The organism is Candidatus Omnitrophota bacterium (genome assembly GCA_014728045.1).
GTDB lineage: Bacteria > Omnitrophota > Gorgyraeia > Tantalellales > Tantalellaceae > WJMH01.
Genome location: WJMH01000010.1, coordinates 124424 through 145336, shown reverse-complemented (window position 1 = coordinate 145336; position 20913 = coordinate 124424). Strand labels below are relative to the sequence as shown.

Annotated in this window: 22 protein-coding genes; 21 read left to right on the top strand and 1 reads right to left on the bottom strand. The window is 47.9% G+C overall.

The genetic code is table 11. The annotated features are described in order from the left end of the window. Window positions 1-5: 5 nt before the first annotated feature. From GF409_03275 to GF409_03255, 5 genes are read left to right on the top strand one after another with little or no spacing between them, the layout of a single operon-like run. On the top strand, window positions 6-1133 hold the full coding sequence (locus tag GF409_03275; protein ID MBD3426236.1) for a homoserine O-acetyltransferase: 1128 nt from the start codon (window positions 6-8) through the stop codon (window positions 1131-1133). Window positions 1134-1188: 55 nt separating this feature from the next. Next, window positions 1189-1740 carry a methionine biosynthesis protein MetW gene (gene metW, locus GF409_03270; GenBank protein ID MBD3426235.1) on the top strand — a complete coding sequence of 184 codons (552 nt, stop codon included), beginning with the start codon at window positions 1189-1191 and terminating at the stop codon, window positions 1738-1740. A 32-nt stretch (window positions 1741-1772) separates the two neighbouring features. Then, window positions 1773-4946: an AAA family ATPase gene (locus GF409_03265; GenBank protein MBD3426234.1), complete on the top strand. Its 3174-nt coding sequence runs from the start codon at window positions 1773-1775 to the stop codon at window positions 4944-4946. Window positions 4947-4952: 6 nt separating this feature from the next. Beyond that, window positions 4953-5960, top strand: coding sequence for an HD domain-containing protein (locus tag GF409_03260; GenBank protein MBD3426233.1), 1008 nt, complete (start codon window positions 4953-4955; stop codon window positions 5958-5960). Beyond that, a complete protein-coding gene (locus GF409_03255) occupies window positions 5957-6328 on the top strand; it encodes a hypothetical protein (protein ID MBD3426232.1) in 372 nt (123 codons plus the stop codon). Before GF409_03260 ends, GF409_03255 begins: the two co-directional genes overlap by 4 nt. 4 nt (window positions 6329-6332) lie before the next feature. On the opposite strand, the gene GF409_03250 is transcribed toward GF409_03255, so the two are convergent. Next, the gene (locus tag GF409_03250) at window positions 6333-7292 is read right to left on the bottom strand and encodes a hypothetical protein (GenBank protein MBD3426231.1); all 960 of its coding nucleotides are present in this window, start codon (window positions 7290-7292) and stop codon (window positions 6333-6335) included. A 151-nt stretch (window positions 7293-7443) separates the two neighbouring features. Between GF409_03250 and GF409_03245 the strand changes: the two genes are divergently transcribed. The 16 genes from GF409_03245 (at window position 7444) to GF409_03170 (ending at window position 20909) form a co-directional block, all read left to right on the top strand. Next, complete coding sequence (locus GF409_03245) at window positions 7444-8514, top strand: AAA family ATPase (GenBank protein MBD3426230.1); 1071 nt, start codon at window positions 7444-7446, stop codon at window positions 8512-8514. Between the two features lie 137 nt (window positions 8515-8651). Continuing rightward, window positions 8652-9644: a glycosidase gene (locus GF409_03240; GenBank protein ID MBD3426229.1), complete on the top strand. Its 993-nt coding sequence runs from the start codon at window positions 8652-8654 to the stop codon at window positions 9642-9644. 5 nt (window positions 9645-9649) lie between these two features. Then, window positions 9650-10072, top strand: coding sequence for a peptide chain release factor-like protein (locus tag GF409_03235; GenBank protein ID MBD3426228.1), 423 nt, complete (start codon window positions 9650-9652; stop codon window positions 10070-10072). A gap of 2 nt (window positions 10073-10074) precedes the next feature. Next, the gene (locus GF409_03230) at window positions 10075-10320 is read left to right on the top strand and encodes a DNA mismatch repair protein MutS (GenBank protein ID MBD3426227.1); all 246 of its coding nucleotides are present in this window, start codon (window positions 10075-10077) and stop codon (window positions 10318-10320) included. Window positions 10321-10329: 9 nt separating this feature from the next. Beyond that, window positions 10330-11892: a sodium:calcium symporter gene (locus GF409_03225; protein ID MBD3426226.1), complete on the top strand. Its 1563-nt coding sequence runs from the start codon at window positions 10330-10332 to the stop codon at window positions 11890-11892. Window positions 11893-12157: 265 nt separating this feature from the next. Beyond that, the gene (locus tag GF409_03220; protein MBD3426225.1) at window positions 12158-12391 is read left to right on the top strand and encodes a transcriptional regulator; all 234 of its coding nucleotides are present in this window, start codon (window positions 12158-12160) and stop codon (window positions 12389-12391) included. Between the two features lie 91 nt (window positions 12392-12482). Then, window positions 12483-12920, top strand: coding sequence for a hypothetical protein (locus GF409_03215; protein MBD3426224.1), 438 nt, complete (start codon window positions 12483-12485; stop codon window positions 12918-12920). A 215-nt stretch (window positions 12921-13135) separates the two neighbouring features. Then, window positions 13136-13573: a division/cell wall cluster transcriptional repressor MraZ gene (gene mraZ, locus GF409_03210; GenBank protein ID MBD3426223.1), complete on the top strand. Its 438-nt coding sequence runs from the start codon at window positions 13136-13138 to the stop codon at window positions 13571-13573. A gap of 23 nt (window positions 13574-13596) precedes the next feature. Beyond that, a complete protein-coding gene (locus GF409_03205) occupies window positions 13597-13788 on the top strand; it encodes a hypothetical protein (GenBank protein MBD3426222.1) in 192 nt (63 codons plus the stop codon). Window positions 13789-13836: 48 nt separating this feature from the next. Further along, complete coding sequence (locus GF409_03200; GenBank protein MBD3426221.1) at window positions 13837-14022, top strand: hypothetical protein; 186 nt, start codon at window positions 13837-13839, stop codon at window positions 14020-14022. 15 nt (window positions 14023-14037) lie between these two features. After that, a complete protein-coding gene (gene rsmH / locus GF409_03195) occupies window positions 14038-14913 on the top strand; it encodes a 16S rRNA (cytosine(1402)-N(4))-methyltransferase RsmH (protein MBD3426220.1) in 876 nt (291 codons plus the stop codon). Beyond that, window positions 14910-15272, top strand: a complete 363-nt coding sequence (locus GF409_03190; GenBank protein ID MBD3426219.1) for a hypothetical protein — start codon at window positions 14910-14912, stop codon at window positions 15270-15272. The genes rsmH and GF409_03190 overlap by 4 nt, the downstream gene beginning before the upstream one ends. A gap of 27 nt (window positions 15273-15299) precedes the next feature. Further along, window positions 15300-16991, top strand: coding sequence for a penicillin-binding protein (locus GF409_03185; GenBank protein MBD3426218.1), 1692 nt, complete (start codon window positions 15300-15302; stop codon window positions 16989-16991). A 1-nt stretch (window position 16992) separates the two neighbouring features. Then, window positions 16993-18450 carry a UDP-N-acetylmuramoyl-L-alanyl-D-glutamate--2,6-diaminopimelate ligase gene (locus tag GF409_03180; protein ID MBD3426217.1) on the top strand — a complete coding sequence of 486 codons (1458 nt, stop codon included), beginning with the start codon at window positions 16993-16995 and terminating at the stop codon, window positions 18448-18450. A gap of 21 nt (window positions 18451-18471) precedes the next feature. Continuing rightward, window positions 18472-19848, top strand: coding sequence for a UDP-N-acetylmuramoyl-tripeptide--D-alanyl-D-alanine ligase (gene murF / locus GF409_03175; protein MBD3426216.1), 1377 nt, complete (start codon window positions 18472-18474; stop codon window positions 19846-19848). Beyond that, window positions 19821-20909 (top strand): phospho-N-acetylmuramoyl-pentapeptide-transferase, encoded by a 1089-nt coding sequence (locus tag GF409_03170; protein MBD3426215.1) that lies wholly within the window; start codon window positions 19821-19823, stop codon window positions 20907-20909. The genes murF and GF409_03170 overlap by 28 nt, the downstream gene beginning before the upstream one ends. Window positions 20910-20913 lie beyond the last annotated feature (4 nt).

Genomic DNA, 20913 nt, shown 5'->3' with positions numbered 1-20913 from the left:
GTGAAATGACTGATAAAAAGCAATACATAGATACAAAGTATTATAATATGCCCGAGGGCGAGAAATTCGTTCTCGAGAGCGGGGTCAAACTTAAAGAACTGAAGATAGCGTACGAGACGTACGGGAAACTGAACGCCAAGAAGAACAACGCGCTTCTCATCTGCCATGCTCTTTCGGGTGATGCACACGCCGCGGGTTTTCACCGGGGAGAAAGGAAACCCGGCTGGTGGGATGAGATGATAGGACCCGGAAAGGCTTTTGATACCGATAAGTATTTCGTTATCTGTTCCAATATAATAGGCGGATGCAAAGGCTCAAGCGGTCCCAATTCCATAGACCCCTCGACAGGCAAGCATTATGGCCTTTCTTTTCCGATAGTTTCAATCAAGGATATGGTGAATGCCCAGAAAAAACTGATAGATTTTCTGGGTATCGAGAAGCTTCTTACCGTCTGCGGCGGTTCAATGGGCGGGATGCAGGCTCTGCAGTGGGTCGTTTCCTATCCAAATAACGTTGTATCGTGCATTCCGATAGCCACCTCCTACAAGCATTCGGCACAGCAGATAGCCTTTGACGAGGTGGGTCGGCAGGCAATAATGGCCGATCCCGCCTGGAAGGCGGGGGATTATTATGAGAAGGACCACCCTTCAGCGGGTCTTTCTGTGGCCCGCATGATCGGACACATAACTTACATGAGCTATAAATCCATGGAGAAGAAGTTCGGAAGAATGCTGAAAAGGGAAAAACTGGGATATGAATTCAGTACCGAGTTCGAGGTCGAGGGTTATTTGAGATACCGCGGGGACAGTTTCGTGAAGCGGTTCGATGCCAATTCATATCTTTATCTCACAAAGGCCATGGATTATTTCGATCTGGAGAAGGAAAAAAAGCTGAACCAAGTCTTTAAGGGGATAAAGGCGCGTTTTCTGGTCATAGCTTTCAGCAGCGACTGGTTATATCCGCCCCAACAGTCAAAGGAGATCGTAAGGGCGCTCAAGATGAACGGCATAGATGTGACGTTTTGTGAAATCAGTTCGGATTACGGACATGACGCGTTCCTCCTCGAATTCAACGAGGAGACCAAGCTTGTAAAACATTTTCTGGACAATACCTACAAGAAGATGGGGAAATAACGTGACCAGCAAAAGAAAAGAAGAACTCAGACTCGATCACAAGGTTATAGGCGACATGGTCAGGCCGGGAACTATGGTGCTTGATATGGGATGTGGTGACGGTGATCTTCTGGAATACCTGGTATTGCAGAAGAACGTCAAGGGCAGCGGTGTGGAGATCAGCGAGGAAGCCATCTACAAATGCGTTGAGAAAGGTCTCAGCGTATCCCATGGCGACATAGATTCGGGTCTTAAGGAATATCCGGACAGGATGTTCGACTATGTTATCTTCAACCAGACCATGCAGCAGGTTTACAGACCCAAGGAAGCTATCATGGAAGCATTGAGGATAGGCAGGGAGGTGATAATAGGCTTTCCCAACTTCTGTTATTTGGGCGCGAGGCTGCAGATATTCTTCACCGGCCGGGTGCCGGTCACTCCTTCTCTGCCTTATTCGTGGTATGACACGCCCAACCTTCATTTTCTGAGCATAAAGGATTTTGCTGAATTCTGCAGAGGCCAGGAGATTGTCATTGAAAAAAGCGTATACCTGTCCGAAAAGGGTATGGTGAGTTTCATGCCGAACCTTTTAGCCCTCAACGCTATTTTTCAGATATCAAAGAGATAGAAGGATGTCTTCTTGTCATTCCGTTTTCTATAATGGATACCTATAAACAATATTATGATAGATTGAACTCCGAACAGAAAAGGGTCGTTGACGCCGTTGACGGCCCTTTGCTCGTTCTGGCAGGCCCGGGAACAGGGAAGACGCAGCTTCTTTCGGTAAGGGCCGCGAACATCCTTAAAAAGAAGAAAATCCTGCCGGAGAACATTCTGATTCTCACCTTCACTAACGCGGCAGCCCGTGAAATGCGTGACAGGCTGGCATGCATAGTCGGGCACAAGGGGTATAACGTTGAGGTGGAGACCTTTCACAGTTTCGCTAATTCCATCGTTCTTGAATCAGAAGGAGCTATTAGATACGTCAAGGACAAGATCGAGATGAGCGAGGTCGAAAAGGTCAGGGCTCTTGAATATATCATAGACAACACCGAAGGGATAAAGGAACTCAGACCTTTCGGCGCCCCATATATACATCGCAGAGAGATCGAAACAAAGATAAGCGAGCTCAAGAACGAAGGCATATATCCCGAAGAGATGGCCGGTATGCTTCGCGGGATAGAGCCTGACGGGGTGAATCTCGAACAGAAGCACCTTAAGCGTCTAAAGGAACTCTCTCTTATATATGAAAACTATGAAAGGTTAAAGGACATGGATGCTGCGGTTCTGTTCGATGAGAGAGGGCGGATCGACTACGACGATATGATACTCATAGCACTGGATGCTCTTAAGAAAGACAGCGATCTGAGAGACGGCTTCCGGGGTCAGTATAAATATATTATGGTGGACGAGTACCAGGATACCAACGGTGCGCAGCTGGAACTTTTATTCTCGATAATGGATTCTGAAAACCCGAATATCTGCTGTGTGGGGGATGATGACCAGGCCATATACAGGTTCCAGGGGGCTACCTTGGCCAATTTCCGGGTATTAGAGGATCGCCTTCCGGGTCTTAAAAAGGTAACATTGAAGGATAATTACCGCTCCACTCAGGATATAATTGATCTATCGGGTCAGATAATATCCCAATTACCGGAGGAGGAGCGCATAGCGGTCAAGAAACTTCGGTCCCGCAGGGAACTCTGCGAAACCGGGATAGATTTTCTGGAGTTCATGACCGAAGAAGAAGAGATGAGTTACATTGTCGGCCAGATTAAAAAGCAGGCCGAAGCGATCAGGACCGATCCGGCGCTAAGCGAGGAAGAAAGGGGGAAGCCCTATAACAATATAGCGGTCCTGGTCCGTAAACGAGCGTATATACTCAAGATCATAGATGCTTTTCTGCAGGCGGGGATACCCTACGCTACTGACGGGGCTGAAGACATACGCCAAGAGAAGAGAGTGCGCCAGATGCTGGATGTGCTTCAGCTGGCCTCTCTCGGTACCGAGAACATGGAGAAAAGGTCCCTTGCGCTTTACAAAGTGCTTGTCAGTGATTATGTCTCTGCTTCACATTCGGACATACTCAAGTTCATCGCTTACTGTAACGCGGGAAAACGAGCGTCAAGACAGAAAGAGGATTCGTTATATGCCTCTTACAATCTCTACCAGAAATTCACCGAGCATTTTGGCCAATTCGTCAGTGATAATGAGGGTAAGCCATTCTGTCCGGAACCTGAAGAATCGGAAAAGCTTGATATCGCGAGGAAGCTTGGGCTGGAAAAGCCATATTCCCTGCACAGGGCCGCATGGGCCATAGAGCGCCTTGTTTCCGGTGCAGCGGATCAACCGGTGCACGATCTTTTGCTCAGGTATGTCAATGACATGCGGATTTACGGTTATATCCTTACAAAATATGAAGAGGACCAGGTCCTCCGCGTAAGGGACCTGAGGGCCCTGGTTTCATTCATCAACATGGTCAAACAGGCAGATCTTGCCAACCCGGCGCTGGGTCTTGACGAGTTCATGAACGAGATGGAGCTCAGGGAAGTTCACGGAATACCCATTAAAGGGGAGATGGCCACGCTAAGCCAGGACGGTGTGCGTGTTTATACCGCTCATGCATCCAAGGGGCAGGAGTTCCATACGGTCTTTCTGCCTTTCTGTTTGCAGCATAAAAGCTGGCCGGTCCGCAAGAAGGGGGAGGTGGTGCGCATACCTCCGCAGATCTATAAAAGCAGGGAGAAGGTGGATGAAAAGGAGAAGATCAAGCTGCTCGATTATTATGACGAGCTGCGTCTTTTTTATGTGGCCAGTTCAAGGGCCAAGGCGAGGGTGATTTACACCGCGACCCCGGCTGAGAAGGTTATCATAAGCCAGTTCTTCGAGGACATGAAAATAGAACCCGAATTGGCTTCCCCATCGGAGGAAGAGGAATTCCTGGCGAACTTTCTCAAACAGGTAGAAAAACCCGACCCCTTTGAAGGTACAGCCGTTATCCTCAGAGACATGGTAAAACGTCTTTCGCTGAACCCGACAAGCCTGAACAATTATCTGCAGTGCAAAAGGAAGTTTCTCTATGATAACGTGCTTTTACTCCCCGGGAGGAAGAACCAGCATCTTGTTTTCGGTAACTGCGCCCACAAAGCGCTTGAGGTAACCTATACCGAGTTCATGGGAAAAGGCAGGTTCCCGGCTTTTTCCGTGTTCAGGGAGGCCTTCAAGAAAGAGCTCGGTTATGAAGGCGTAAGCGACACGATCAAGACCTGGTGTTATGATAAACTCGATCAGCTGGAGGACTGGTACAGCAGGCAATCACGTGAGCCGGTGATGCCCGTTGATTTAGAGAATAAACTCGAAGTGTCCCTTCCCGAAGGCCTGGTGTTTCGCGGAACTTTCGACAAGATAGAACGAGAAGCGCCGGGAGAGATAAAAGTTGTAGATTATAAGACAGGAAAACCGGACAAGCACGTTAAAGCCATCGCGAATTGCAGGGATGTCTCCCGGTATGAATGTGATGACTATTATCGTCAGCTTATCGCCTACAAGATGCTCTATGAAAGAGCGAAGGGCAAAAGACTTAATGAAAAAGTGACAAAGGGCGTGCTTCAGTTCCTCGAGAAAACAGGCAGAACCATAAAAAAATATTCTCTGGAGAAAGGTGCTTACAGGGAAGAGGTAGTGGAGCTTGCCGACAGTATGGTGGAAGAGTTCGAAAAGGTGCTTATGCGGTGCTGGAGAAGCATCCAGGCTCTCGATTTTGACAAGCTGCCGGAGAGGGATCCGGAAAGATGCGGCAGGTGTGAATATGAGGCTATTTGCTGGGAGGATTGATCCGATATGGAGAAGAGATTCATAAATGAACTCAAGGTAAACGAGCAGGTAGATTCTGTCTTCATGCTCTCAAGGAAAGAACTTAAGCTGACAAAGTACGATAAACCCTATCTGCAGATAGCGGTCTCGGACAGAACGGGCAAAATGCAGGCCAGGTTATGGGACAGGGCGGAAAGCTACAATGAGGCCGCCGAAGTGGGCGATGTCGTCAGGGTCAGGGGTACCGTGGATAAGTACAGGGAAGAGAAGCAGCTTAAGATCGACCATATCGAAAAGGCCGATGAAAGGTCATTCAGGTATGAGGATATGGTCCGCGTCGCCGAGAACCGGGAAGAGGTGTTCTCTGAGATCGTCAAGTATCTTAATACTATCGAGAACCGGTGGCTTGCCGAGCTCAGCAAAGGTTTTCTGCGTGATGAGGATCTCATGTCAAAGTTCAAGGAGGGGCTCGGAGGTAAGATGTGGCACAATGCGTATATCGGTGGGCTTATGGAGCATACCCATGAAGTGATGTACATAGTGGATAAGATGTGCCTGATGTATCCGGAAGCCAACAGGGACATAACTCTGCTGGGCGCCTTTATCCACGATATAGGGAAAGTCTATGAACTCGATCCCAGGAAGGTTGAATATACTGTCGAAGGCGGCCTGGTGGGGCATATCGTGATAGGCCACAAGATTCTCATGAAAAAGATATATGAGATACCTGGCTTCCCGGATGATCTGAGAGTGCGCCTTGAACATATGATACTCAGCCATCACGGAGAATATGAGCAGCAGTCCCCCGTCCTGCCAAAGACCCTTGAGGCTACGATAGTCTATCATTCCGATGAACTTGCCTCGCAGGCGAACGCCATAAAGGAGCTTCAGAAAAGCCAGGCCGAGGAAGGCAAGATATGGAGCCATTTTGTCGGCATCAAGAACAGGAAATACTACATAAAGAACACCGATGAGGAAGACTGGGGAAATGGCGGGGAGCCGGACCCGGAGGAGAAGACGGACCTTTTTGAATGATGGAACGCGAAAATTTTGAGAGACTAGTTATCCAGGCCCTGGAGGAGCTGCCCAGTCTTTTCAAGGACAGTCTTGAGAACGTGGACGTGGTGATAGAAGAGGAACCAACCGCTGAACAGGCCCGGGCGGTTGACACGGCCCATCGAAGAATGGTCCTGGGGCTTTATCAGGGGGTTCCCCTTCACAGAAGGAGCCATAATTACGGCATGGTAATGCCGGATAAGATATCGATTTTCAGGAAGAATATCGAAAAAGTATGTCATACCGAGGAAGACATAGTCGATCTGGTCAAACATACCGTGCAGCATGAACTAGCTCACCATTTCGGTATATCGGACAAGCGGCTCAGGGACCTGGGAATTTACTGAGCTGTTATTGGCCGGTCTTTTCTTTTGGGGGATAAACAGTGATGTTGTCTATGTAGATCGGACCTTTGTAGGTCGGCTTATTGGATTCTATCCTTACCGCGATCTTACGCACGTCTTCCTTGAAAGCGCTGTCAACTGTGACTCTGCGCCAGACGCTGCTGTTACCTTCAGCTATATCGGCTTTGATGGTCGTCCATTCACCGGGTTTCAGCCGTACGGTCCGGGTCATTTCGGTAAAACTCCAGTCATCACCAATGGTCAGGATGAGTTTTCCGCGCAGGCCGACGGGCGCGTCAGGCGGAAGGAAGATGTCGGCGGTGATCATCTCGTATTCGGTCAGGTCAAGGTAATGCTGTATTTCCACCAGGGCCGCGGACCATTTGTTCCCGGAAAATTCCGCATAGACTCCCAGTGAACCGGATCCTTTGCTGGAGATACCTTCTACCGGTTTCATTGTTCTTGCTATGTGATCGGTCTTCTCGAGCGCCCAGGAAGGTATTTCCCATCCGTTATCGTTCTTTTCAAAATCATAAAGGGTTTTACCGTTTTCCCTGAACTTTTCTGCCGGGGGAGCGGAGAATTCGTTCCACCGGTCGAAAGTCCCTCCGGGTGAATTTATTGTCTTTTCGGGAGTATCTTTGATAACACTGCCGGTGCCGGCAGGGAAGTTCCCGTGATAAAGATATATGCCCACAGCGGCTATCGCCACTACAATGAAAAGAGCGGGTAGAACCGATCTTTTTTTGCGGGGACGGGCAGGACGGCTTTTTAGCTTTTTCTCGACGCCTTCTACGGTTTTTTGGGGGGGTACTTCTTCCGCTTTTTCCTTGTCCTCGTCCGGGGAAGTCTTCTCAGGTAGAGGTTGGGCCGGTTTTGAAGTATTCCCGAAATATGTCCGTGAAAGTTCCAGGTCGATCTTGTCCTGAGTTCTGTTATTATTCATGTTGATTATTTTAACACACATGAAGGGGTTTTGCCATATCAATCCTTATGGTTCATGACCCGTATTTGCTGGCAAAAAAGATTAAAATAAATATATATTTCACTATTTACATAGATATATTCATATGTTATACTTTATCAAATTACACTAAATATTCCGTTATTTTGTCTCAATGACCACAAAATGTATGGGGGAGAAAATGAAGATCATCTCTATAGCTAATCAGAAAGGCGGTTGCGGTAAAACAACTCTCGCGGTGAACGTTGCAGCAGCGCTTGCAAGGCTGGGGAGTAAGACTCTTCTTATCGATCTGGACCCGCAGGCCCACGCGACCTTTGCTTTGGGTTATAGCAAGAAATCCTCGGAAAGGAAAACCTCATACGATATATTCCGTGCCCATTTCGATAATACGGAAGTACCCTTCGAGGAGATCCTTATCACCGACAGGAAAAACTTTTCTTTCGTTCCCGCGAACATGATGCTGAGCGCGGCAGAAATAAATCTTGGCGGTGTCAACGGAGCCGCGGCGATACTGCACAAGACCTTGAAGAACCCTTTCTTTGATCAATACGAGTATGTGATTATAGATTCTCCTCCCAGTTTCGGGTTTCTGACGCTTAATTCCATGTACGCGGCTGATATGATACTTGTGCCGGTGGACCTGAGCTATTTCTCTTTTAACGGCATTAACAGTGTTTACAGGGTGACGAGTCTCCTGAGCGCTGAGACGGGCAGGGATCCTTCTGTCTTTTTCGTCATAAACATATTCGACAAAAGGTCTAACTTCGCCAAGCAGTTCGAAGTGGACGCGAAAAAGAAACTTGGCACATACCTTCTTCCCACGAAGATACGTTCAAGTGTTAGACTGAGAGAAACAGCAAAACAGGGGAAGACCATATTCGAATATGACCCCAAGTGTTCCGCGGCACTTGACTTCTATAACCTTACCAGCGAGATCCTCACGGCTGATGCCAAGGATATTGCCGAAGAGATGCATGAATTCAGATTGCACGCACCCCATGCGGGTAACGTATATGTTCTGGGGGATTTTAACGGATGGCAGAAGACCGAAGCGAGCCGTTTGAGCAAGCTGGAGGACGGTCGCTGGTCGGCCCATTTCAATCTGGCCAAGGGTGAATACAAATACAAGTTCCTTGTCGATGGTGAATGGATGTCAGATCCGGAAAACTCACAGATGCAGACCAATATCTTTGGCACTGCCGATTCAATCCTGAAGATATAAACGCAGGGCAGATCCATTATTGCGATAACTAGACCGATCTGCCACTTTGCGTGTTATCTGCGGTCCTGCATCCCCAGAAAACCCTTGAACCGGGTCCCAAAATATTGTTTAATGCAGAACTCGAGAAGGATTATTCTATGAACCCTGTCAAACAGGACAGTATCAAGAAGAAAGGAAAAGATATGTGGCAACCTATCCAATATCCGAAGGATAAAGAGAACATAGTTGAAAGGTACCCGGGCAACCCCATCCTGACAAAGGACGATGTACCGGCTGCCGCCAAGGGAGTTTATAATTCAGGCTGTATCAAGACCGTCGAGGGAAAGTACGTTATGCTCTGCAGGGTGGAAACCCCCTCGATGAAGCAGTTCATATGGCCCGCTGATTCAGATAACGGTATAGACTTCAAGCTCCGTCCGGAGCCGGTGAAAATGCCAGATACCCCGGAATTCAAGGAATACACGACAGGGATGTATTATGACCCCAGGGCCACGCGCATTGAAGATAAATATTATACGGTATTCGCCTGCCACAGCGGGCATTCATGCCGTCTGGGGCTTCTGGAATCCCCTGACATGAAAAAGTTCGAGTTCAAGGGATTTATTTCTGAGACGGATAACCGTAATGGTGTGCTTTTTCCCGAAAAAATTAACGGCCTCTACTGCAGACTGGACAGGCCCAATACGGGTGACGGCAAAGGTTATATGTGGGTTTCGTATTCACCTGACCTTTTGCACTGGGGACAGTCAAAGGCGGTCGCCCATGCCCAGGACGAATGGGGCTGGAAAAAGAACGGGCCCGGCGCGGTACCGATCAAGACCGATAAGGGGTGGCTTGTGATATATCATGCCGTCAATGTGCAGTGTGCCGCCCAGTATGTCTATCACCTCGGCGTTATGCTGCTGGACCTTAAGGATCCTTCGAAAATAGTGGCCAGAGCCAAGGCTCCGATACTTTCGCCGACCACCGATTACGAGCTCACCGGTCTTACTTACGCGGTTGTCTTTACCTGCGGGGCTGTAGTGGAGGATGATGGTGAGGTCAAGATCTACTACGGCGGTGCGGATACGGTGCAGTGCCTGGCGACCGCAAGACTAGAGGACCTTGTAGACGCCTGTTTCAACAGGTAAGTAAAATGTCCGGATTCAAGATCACTCCACTAAAACAGAAAAACCTCCGTGAAAAGATGCGGCGTTGTGGGGTGAAGGAAAAAGACCTGGTCGAGAATTTTATCCGGTCAGGAGGTCCCGGAGGTCAGCATGCTAACAAGAACGCTACATGCGTGTACCTGAAGCATGTTCCCACGGGTATCGAAGTTAAATGTTCACGTGAACGTTCTCAGAGCGTTAACAGGTTCCTGGCCCGAAAGATGCTTCTGGCCAAGCTGGAGAAAAGAAAGCGCGACAGGATAGCACAGAAGCGACATAAGAAGGAAAAACTCCGCAGGCAGAGAAGGACCCGTTCCAGGAAGGGTAAAGAAAAGATACTCGCGGAAAAAAAGAAGCGCTCGAAGAAGAAAGACCTGCGCAGAAAAATAGATCCAGGTTCGTTGGAATAAAAATGAAAAAGCTCAAACTCGACCTTCACGATATTTACAACAAGCACGATAAGATCGAAAAGGCCTTGCTTGAAGTGCTTCAGGAAGCTAAAGAGCAAAAGGTTAAAATAGTCGAGATAATTCCCGGCAAAGGGTCGGGCCAGTTGAAAAAGAGGGTTCTTAAATTCCTTGAAAGGAACAAAGACCTTTACGACAGGGTCGAAAAGGATTCAAAGAACTGGGGCAGACTGTTCGTACGTTTCAAGTGATAACCGGATATGGCTAAAAAGATACGAGATTCATGGGGTTCCCGTATCGGGATCATAATGGCGGTCGCCGGTTCTGCCGTGGGCCTGGGTAACTTTCTTCGTTTTCCGGTCCAGGCCGCGAGGAACGGCGGGGGAACTTTCATGATCCCGTATTTTATCGCGCTGCTTCTTGTGGGCATCCCGCTTATGCTCATCGAGTGGTCCATTGGAAGATACGGCGGGGGTTTTGAGCACTCCACCGCGCCGGGCGTTTTCCACAGCCTGTGGGAAAAGAACCGCTTCATCAAATACTTCGGCGTTATTGGCATCTTCGGGCCCCTGGTGATAATGATCTATTACACTTACATTGAATCCTGGACGCTGGCCTACAGTTTTTTCGCATTGGTCCAGAAATATTCCGGTATAACCGATCAGTCCTCCATGCAGTCGTTCCTCAGGGGGTTTCAGGGGTTGGAGAAGAACCAGTATTTCACCAACATGTGGCCTGCCTACATTTTCTTCATCATCACTTTCGTGATAAACATGACAGTGCTCGGGCACGGCATTAAAGGCGGTATAGAGAGGTTCTGTAAATTTGCCATGCCGACTCTTCTGGTATTCGGTGTGATCCTTACGATACGGGTCCTGACACTGGGGGCTCCAGATCCAGCAAGACCCGAATGGAACATAGTTAACGGTTTGGGATATCTTTGGAACCCCGATTTCAGCCAGCTTAAAAGCGCGAAGATATGGCTCGCAGCGACAGGACAGATATTCTTTACTCTCAGTGTCGGCATGGGAGTGATATTAACATACGCAAGCTACCTTTCAAAGGGGGATGACGTTGCCCTTTCGGGACTGACCGCTGTTAGCATGAACGAATCGGCGGAGGTCCTGCTGGGCGGGAGCATAATCATACCTGCAGCTTTTGCTTTTTTCGGGCCGTTGGCGATAGGTGCTATTGCCGATTCGGGTGCTTTCAATCTGGGGTTTGTTACCATGCCACTCATATTGCAGAAGATGCCGTTCCCCGAACTTCTGGGGTTTTTATGGTTCGGTCTTCTTTTTCTTGCGGGGGTAACCTCATCGGTATCCATGGCGCAACCTGCTATAGCTTTTCTTGAGGACGAATTCGATATTTCAAGAAAGAAAGCGGTGACCCTTTTCGGGTTGGTGACCTTCACTCTTTGCAATGGAGCGATCTTTTTCCTGGGCAGGGGAGTGGTGGATGAATTGGACTTCTGGGGCGGCACGTTCTGTCTGGTTCTATTTGCCACGGTCGAGGTCGTGCTTTTCGGATGGGTGTTCGGAATAAATAAAGCATGGGAGGAAGTTCATCACGGGGCGGATTTGAGGATACCCCAGATATATAAATATATCATCAAGTATGTGACGCCTGTTTTTCTTTTCATAGTGCTGATCGCCTGGTTCTTTCAGGAATGGCTTCCGATAATCCGGATGGATAATGTCCCGCAGCATAACCACATGTATATCTTGGCTACCCGCATAGGACTACTGCTTATTTTTCTTGTGCTGGCTATCATGGTGAAGGTAGCGTGGCGGAAAAGGAAGACGAAGGGGGATCGGATATGACCTCTTACGGATGGATATTCATGGCTGTTTCCTGGACGATCATAATCGGGCTGGTTATTTTTTGTTTCAGGAAGATATTTGAAAAGAAGAAAGTGGACTGAAACGCTCCCCGAACCTTTCAAGAACGCCTTTTCCTGACATATCGATAAAAAATCACTTATTTTTTGCATTTTAACATATTATGATATAATATTATTATATATATACCTATATATAATATTAATAAGGTATATTCTTGCATTTGTCGCGATGAAAGGAGGCGCAAATGGAAAAAGACGTAGCTGTATTTGAAAAAAACAAATATCAGGATGTCAAGATACGTATATCCGAATATCAGGGCAATGATGTTATTGATGTCAGGATATGGACTCAACCTCCTCAAGGTGACGAGAAGGTCCCCACGGGAAAAGGAATAAACATTAATGTAAGGCTTTTCCCCAAGCTTAAAGAAGCCATAGAGAAGCTTGAAAAGGACTTGAAAGACGCGAATATGATTTAACCGGAAGTTGCCGGTTCTGTCATTGAATAGACCTTGCAGGAGAACAACCGCACTGGTATCGTAACAAAAACCCGTAATATCCACACTAAAAATGGAACACGGCGAAAAAAGACGTTTTATAAGGCATTTGCTAGTAAACCCGCTGCAGTTCAAAGTATCCGATTCGGATCAGTTCGAGAAGACCGAGACGGTCAATGTCAGTGAGGGAGGGCTGTTATTTCTATCAAAGAAGAAAGTCGAGCCCGAAACTATCATACAACTTCAGATGCCCCTATATGATAAAGTTTTTAAGATACGGGCTAAAGTCGTACATACCGAGAAAGACGAAGCTACCGGAATGCTGAAAATAGGTGTAGCTTTCATCAACTATGCTGATGCCTTCAAAGTTAAACTCATCGAACAGATATATCTGATAGAAGAATACCGCACTCTCAGGTCACTTCAGCTTGGCCGTGAAATGTCACTTCAGGAAGCCTCCAAGGAATGGATAAAGAGGTATTCAGAGAGGTTCGAAAAACTCTACTGGTAAAATCCCCGGTATCATTTCCCTTTTAGAAAAAATCTCCAAAAAAATCTTCACTAAGATTATTTTTCTAACCACTACATTATGTGGGACATGTATCTCTATGTGACTATATGATGTAGACTTTCTAAATCTGTTTAAAAAGTAAAAATTGGGCGTTGACAAGCATTTACATGTGATGTATACTTTGTAAGGAGTGGAGAGAAGTGGAGGAAAGTGGAGTGTTTTACGGAGAATACTTACATAATCTTGATAAAAAGAACCGGCTGATCATACCAGCGAGGTTCCGTGATGTTATCACGGAAAAAGGTATAGAAAAATTCTATATCAACCGCGGCCTTGACCAGTGTCTATTTATGTTCCCTGAAAGCGAATGGAAAACCCAGGAGAACCGGTTCAAGGAAATGTCCTTTACCAAAAGCGAGGTAAGGAAGTTCAGCCGCATGTTCTTTGCCGGGGCATGTGAAGCGGTACCGGATAAACAGTGGCGGATACTTATTCCCGATTATTTAAAAGAATACGCCGCGCTCTCAAGAAGCGTAATGATAGTGGGCGTCTCCAGTCGCATTGAGATATGGGATAAAGGGAAGTGGGAAGAGTTCTACAGTTCCAGCAAGCAGAACTACGAAGAAATAGCCGAACGGCTGATCGATATTTAAATCATTTAATCCGGGGGGAGAAAATGTATAGAAGATATGCTGTTAAGTTCAACAAGAAACAGGTTGAGTTCATTAACTGCGTCAATATGGTCGAACGCATCAAAAAGGCCAGAGCTCTCCAGTCCGGGGTTTCTCATCTAGGTGTCAAGCGGTACGTAGTATCTTCGAACGGATTGGGGAAGAAGACATATCTTACAATGAAGGATTGTAAATAGTATTGTGGTTAGCGCGTTCGATGATGGCGGGAAAACGGAGGGCCTGTTATGAAAAAAAGATACCTACAGGCATGTGAACTAGGCGGATCGATCTACGGCAGAAAAGGCTCGGCCGAGAAGAAACGTTCAACCGGTCGCAGAAGCGGAAAGAAAGAGGACATGATGTCCAGCTATAACAAGTTCTATAAAAGCCAGGTCGCCGCCATGTACAAGGTCCTGCACCGTGACAGATAATCGAAAGGATCCTCTTTGCATCTTCCGGTTCTGGTAAGGGAAGTAATAGGGAATCTTTCCCCTGAACCCGGGGATGTGATCTTTGACGGCACATTGGGAGGGGGTGGGCACGCCAGGGAGATAATCAAGAGAATCGCTCCCGGAGGAAGGCTTATCGGTGTCGACAGGGATCCCGAGGCCGTTGACAGGATAATACAGATCTTCGGAGATCGGGGCATATTCGTAAACGATGATTTCCGTAACGTCGATCGCATATTGACAGAGGTAGGGGTCGAAAAGATCGATGGGGCGGTATTCGATCTTGGATTATCCTCATATCAGATCGACGACCAACGGAGGGGATTCAGTTTTTTGAAGGACGGTCCGCTGGATATGAGATTCGATAAAAGACAGTCTTTATCCGCGGAAAAGGTAGTTAATGAGTTCGGGAAGGAAGAACTCGCCGAAATAATAAGTAAATACGGAGAAGAGAGACATGCCAGAATTGTGGCCAGAGCTATTTGCTCGGAAAGAAGAAAAAAGCGCATCAGTACCACCGGCGATCTTGTTGATGTTATTCGGCGGGCGGTAGGGCGTAAATATACAAGACAGCGGATACATCCCGCTGCCAGGACGTTCCAGGCGATCAGGATCTTTGTCAACGAAGAACTTGTTTCGGTTGAGGAAGGCGTGGGCAAGACGCTGACTTTTCTTAGTCCCGGAGCGAGGATCTGTGTAATATCGTTCCATTCGCTCGAGGACAGGATAGTGAAGAATATTTTCAGGGACTCGGCACGGGCCGGAGAGCTCCGGCGGGTCAATAAGAAACCGATAAGACCGGGCAGAGAGGAAGTCGCCGCCAATCCCAGATCCAGAAGTGCCAAACTCAGGGTTGCGGAAAAAATATCATGAAATTGCATAAGATAATATTTACAGGTATATTCATCACGCTTCTTGCGATAGGCTATGTGCACCAGAAGGTGGAGATAGTCAAGACTGGATATTCCATACAGAGGAACAGGGATCATCTTTCCTGTCTGATTGACCAGAATTCCCAGTTAATGTATAATCTATCAAAACTGGAGTCCCCTAAGAACCTTTTGACATCAATGAACGGGGAGGAGATAGAATTCGCGCGCGAAACCATAAGGCAGACCAACAGCTACCGGATCGCACAGGTTGAAACGGACGGTAATTACGACAGTCAGGGATTTATCGGAAGATTCCTGGATATATTTACCGTGAACGCTGAAGCGGAACCCCGTCAGTGATGCAATCTAGAACCCCTATGAGGAAAGATGTTCAGGTCGCGCCAATATTTGGTATTTTTCATTTTTACAGCAATTCTTTTCGCCCTGCTTTTCAGGTTATTCTACCTGCAAGTACTTAATTTCGAAAAATTCACCGATCTTGCCTCCGGGCAGCATAACAAGGTTCTTAAGATAGAACCAAGACGCGGCGCTATTTTTGACAGATATATGGAGCCCTTGGCGATCAATCTTGAAGTCCCGAGCGTTTACGGTGATCCGCGTAATGTTGCGGATCCCGAAGATGTCGCGGATGCCCTCGTTGAGGTGTTGGGAGTTGACCGTGATATGGTGCTTGAAAGGCTCAACCGGGACAAGTCCTTTGTCTGGATAAAACGCAAGATCGATGCTGAAGAAGCTGAAAGCATAAAAAGCCAAGGCGTCAAAGGTGTCTTTTTCGTCACAGAAAGCGAAAGGCATTACGGTAATGACAGGATGGCTTGCCATGTGGTCGGTTTCGCCGGCATGGATAACACGGGTTTAGAAGGACTCGAATTGCTTTTCGATGACAAGCTGAAGGGTAAGCCCGGATGGCGTCACCTGGTCAGGGACGCCAAAAGAAGAACGGTTCTTTACAATGAGAAAGAGTCCATGCCCGCGCAGAACGGACATAATCTTGTTCTTACCATAGACAGCGTGGTGCAGTTCATTACCGAGGAAGAGCTTCGGAAAATGGCGAAGAAGCACAATGTTTCCGGTGCTTCAGCCATAGTCATGGAATCTTGTTCGGGTAAGATACTGGCGATGGCGAATTATCCCGATTTCGATCTTAATGAGTTCTCCCAGACACCGAAAAGCTACATGAAGAACCTATCCATTTCGAGCGTTTATGAGCCGGGTAGCGTTTTCAAGATCGTTACTGCAAGCGCTTCACTTGAAGAAGGCCTGGTGGATCTTGAGGATGTTATTTACTGCGAAAGGGGAGAATACGTAACTGGAGGAAGAGTTCTTCATGATTTTCATGAATACGGGGATCTCCCCTTCCGTGACGTTATCGCCAAATCCAGCAATATCGGTACGGTCAAGGTCGCCGAGCGGATGGGAAAGGAGGAATTATACCGATATATCAAACTGTTCGGGTTCGGTGAGAAGACGGGGATAGATCTACCCGGCGAGGTCGTTGGGATAAACAGGCCCCCTTCGGTATGGTCCGCCAGCGATATCACCACTATACCGATAGGCCAGGGTATAGCGGTAACGCCTCTCCAGATGGCCTGCGCCATGAACGTTATAGCAAGCGGCGGATATCTCTACAAGCCTTACGTAGTGGAAAGGATCACCACCTGGGAAGGTGAGACCTTCAAGGAATTCCTCCCCCAAGAGAAGAGAAGGGTCATAAGTGAAACTACCTGCGAGAAGATGAAGGATGCGCTGAGTCAGGTGGTTTCCAGCGGCACCGGAAGACGAGCCCGGTCAGAGTCGTTCGAAGCATGCGGTAAGACCGGCACAGCCCAGATGGTGAACCCCGAAGGAGGGTATTATGGTAATAAGTATAATGCCACTTTCGTCGGGTTCGCTCCCAAAGAGGATCCGCTGGTCACCATACTTGTGACGGCGAGCGACCCTCATCCTGTCTATTTCGGAGGAAGCGTGGCGGGTCCGGTTTTCAAGGAAATTGCTGAACGTTCCATACAGTATCTGACCCCACAGAAACTGAAGAACTACGATAAAACATCGGAGTGAAATGAACGAAAAACTGAAAGAACTTCTAAAGACCGGTACGCTAGGCGCGGAGAGCATCAAAACGGATTCCAATAAGGTCTCTCGGGGGGATGTTTTTGTCGCGATCAGGGGTACGGTGCATGACGGGCATGACCATATGAACGAAGCTCTGGCATCAGGCGCTTCATTCGTGGTATGTGAACATGATGTTGCGAACCTGCAGGATGAGATCGACCGGCGGAAGTTATTGTTCTGCAAGGATACCCGCGAGGAGCTGGGGGAGGTAGCCAGCCATATATATGGAGATCCTTCAGATACCCTTTCTGTATACGGTGTTACCGGCACCAACGGAAAGACCAGCACGGTTTTCCTTATAGACAGCATATTGAACAAGGCAGGACGGCCTTCGGGACTGGTCAGCACGGTATTCGCTAAGGTCCGGGATGATTCGGTAGAGCGAATGTCCCTGACAACGCCCGATATCATGTCCCTGAACCGTCTTCTTTCCGAGATGGTCTCATCCTGGAAACAGGCAGCTGCCGTTGAGATATCAAGCCATGCACTTGACCAGAAAAGGGTATGGGGCATTAAGCTTGACAGCGCGGTATTTACGAACATAACACCGGAACACCTGGATTATCACCGGGACATGGTCACCTATCTTGCGGACAAGTCCAAGATATTTGATAATCTCAAACCGGACGGCGTGGGCGTTTTGAACCAGGATGATCCAATGGTTATAGGTCTCAGGGATAAGATCGATCTGCCTCATCTGGTGACTTTCGGTATAAGGGAGAACGCGGATGTAAGGGCTGTTGATATAGAACTTTCCGCCGAAGGCGTATCTTTCGGTCTGGTGACCAGAGATATCGGTCAGACGCATGTTAAATCATCATTTATAGGCACCCATAATGTGTATAATATGCTTGCGGCCGCAGCCGCGCTCGTAAAGAGCGGTCTTAGCGCTGAGGATATAAGGGATGGCCTTGAATGCGCGCGACCTGTCCCGGGACGTCTTGAAACGGTCGATTCAAGTGCTCCTTTCAGAATCTTCGTCGATTACGCGCATACCCCCAACGCCCTGCAAAGTGTGCTGGAATGCCTGCGCCCTCTTGCCAGATCACGGCTTATCTGCGTTTTTGGGTGCGGAGGTGACCGTGACAGGACAAAACGACCGGTAATGGGCAGAACAGCCACTCGTATCGCGGACATGGTCATAATAACCAGTGATAATCCCAGGTCGGAAGATCCTATGTCAATAATCAGGGAAATAGAAAAGGGTGTGCTTAATAAAACCAACTATAGTATAATAAAACAAAGGCAGGATGCTATCAGAGAGGCCATTAGGGCGGCTAAAGACGGCGATATAGTTGTTATAGCGGGTAAAGGGCATGAGGACTGCCAGATAATAGGTGACCAGGTAAGGCATTTCGATGATGTGGAGGTCGCCCGCCATGTCCTGAAGGAATCTGGTTATTGATATCATTCCATATAGTTTGACATGATGAACATTACTGTAAAAGAAGCAGCTCAGGTGGCGGACGCTGATCTCGTCTCGAGCAAGGAGAACGAGCGGATCAAGGGTTTTTCTATCGATTCGCGGACCATCCTGCCCGGGGAGATCTTTATCGCGGTCAAGGGTGAGAATTTTGACGGACATGATTTCATTAAGGAAGCCTTGAATAAAGGTGCATCCGGCGTAATAGCCGAGCATGCCGAAAAGTACGATGTTCTTCCCATGGTGTCCCATCTCTTACTGGTTGAGGATACTCTTCAGGCCATGGGAAGTATTGCGGCCCTGTTAAGGAGCCGCGCGAATATACCGGTTGTTTGCGTGACCGGCACTAACGGTAAAACGACGGTCAAGGAACTGCTTGCGCGACTTCTTTCAGCCAACTTCAAAGTCCTTAAGAGTCACAGCTCATATAATAACATAGTGGGATTAAGCCTTACACTTTTTGGAGTCGATGAGTCGCATGAAGTTGCTGTACTTGAACTCGGCACGAACCATCCGGGTGAAATACCTGTTCTTTCCCGTATAGCCGCACCGCATATCGCAGTGATAACGAATATAGGCGACGGTCACTTGGAACATTTCGTGGACAGGGAGGGTGTTTTCATAGAAAAAATGAGCATTCTTGATCATCTTTCCCGGACTGGCATGGCTTTTCTCAACAGGGATGATCCATTCCTGGCAAGGGTATCCGAACGGGATATTGCGAGGAAATTCTACGGCATGACCGAGGGTGCGGATTTTCTTATATCGGATCTTTCCAAAACAGAAGAGGGATACCGGTTCCGCCTTAACGGAGAGGCATATTTTCTGCCAATGGAAGGGGGGCACAATGTCTACAACGCCGCCGCGGCCATATCTGTCGCCGGCTATTTTGGGATATCGCATGAAGTGATCCGTGAATCTCTTAAAGACTTCTCGCCGCCAGGCATGAGGCTGGAAAGAGTTTTCGCTTCAGGCACCATGTTTATAAATGACTCCTACAACGCGAACCCGGATTCTTTCGAATGCGCCCTTAAGGTCCTAAAACAGAGCACAACAAAGCGGAAGAAGGGTATCGTGGCGGGTCAGATGGGAGAGTTGGGCGAAAAATCCGCCGAATTCCATCTCATGATAGGAAAAAGTATAGGGCAGAAGGGTTTTGATTTTCTTATAACCCTGGGTGATGGTGCGGCGTTGATCGCCGAAGGAGCTATAGAAGAGGGAATGCCCACTGAGAATATCCTGCGTGCCCAGACCCACGAGGAGGCGGCTGAGCTGTTAAAACAACTGGTCGATGGGGATACTCTGGTTCTTTTGAAAGGATCTCGTAAAGCGAAAATGGAGGAAATACTCAAGTGTTTTACCATCTGTTGTACCCGTTAAGGGATTTCTGGTTCGGGTTCAATGTTTTCAGATATATTACTTTCAGGGCGAGCATGGCCGCCGTGACGGCGTTTCTTCTTTGCCTGATATTCGGCCCGGTTATAATAAACTGGCTGAAAGGCCTGAAGGCAGGCCAGTACGTCAGGAAAGAGCACGTAGACGGATTGTATGAACTGCATAAGCACAAAGAAGGCACCCCCACCATGGGCGGATTGCTTATCCTCGTATCTGTTCTGGCAGCGACACTCTTGTGGGGGCGGCTGGACAATGATTACGTTTTTCTCGCGCTGGGAGGGATGACCTGGCTGGGAATAATCGGTTTTATCGACGACATGATAAAGATAAAACAGAAGAATCCCCGTGGTATACAGGCCGCGATGAAACTTGTGGCACAGGTGACACTCGCTCTTATAGTTGGCATATTCGTTATAACCAATAAATCCATCGGGACGGGTCTTTACCTGCCTTTTATCAAGAATGCGGTAGCCAATCTGGGCATGTTCTACATACTTTTCGTACTGCTCGTTATAGTGGGTGCGAGCAATGCGGTGAATCTGACCGATGGTATAGACGGTCTTGCTATTGGATGTGTCGCCTTCATAGCCTTAACCTATTCTTTGATGAGTTATATCACCGGACATGCCGGACTAAGCAAATATCTGCAGGTTTTCTATCTTCCCGGGTCCGGAGAGCTTACCGTTTTCTGTGCGGCCTTAATGGGGGCCGCACTCGGTTTTCTCTGGTTCAACAGTCATCCGGCCAGTATTTTCATGGGGGATACCGGGTCGCTTTCACTTGGAGGAGCTATCGCTATAGTCAGCGTACTGATAAAAAAAGAGGTTTTACTTGTATTTACAGGAGGCATCCTGGTGATAGAGGCGCTTTCGGTGATATTACAGGTGATCTCTTTCAAGGTGAAGAAAAAGAGACTTTTCCTCATGTCCCCGATACACCACCATTTTCAGATCAAAGGTATGCATGAATCGAAAATAACGGTGCGTTTCTGGATAATAGCTGCAATACTTGCTCTATTGAGCATGACTACATTAAAGGTACGATAACTGA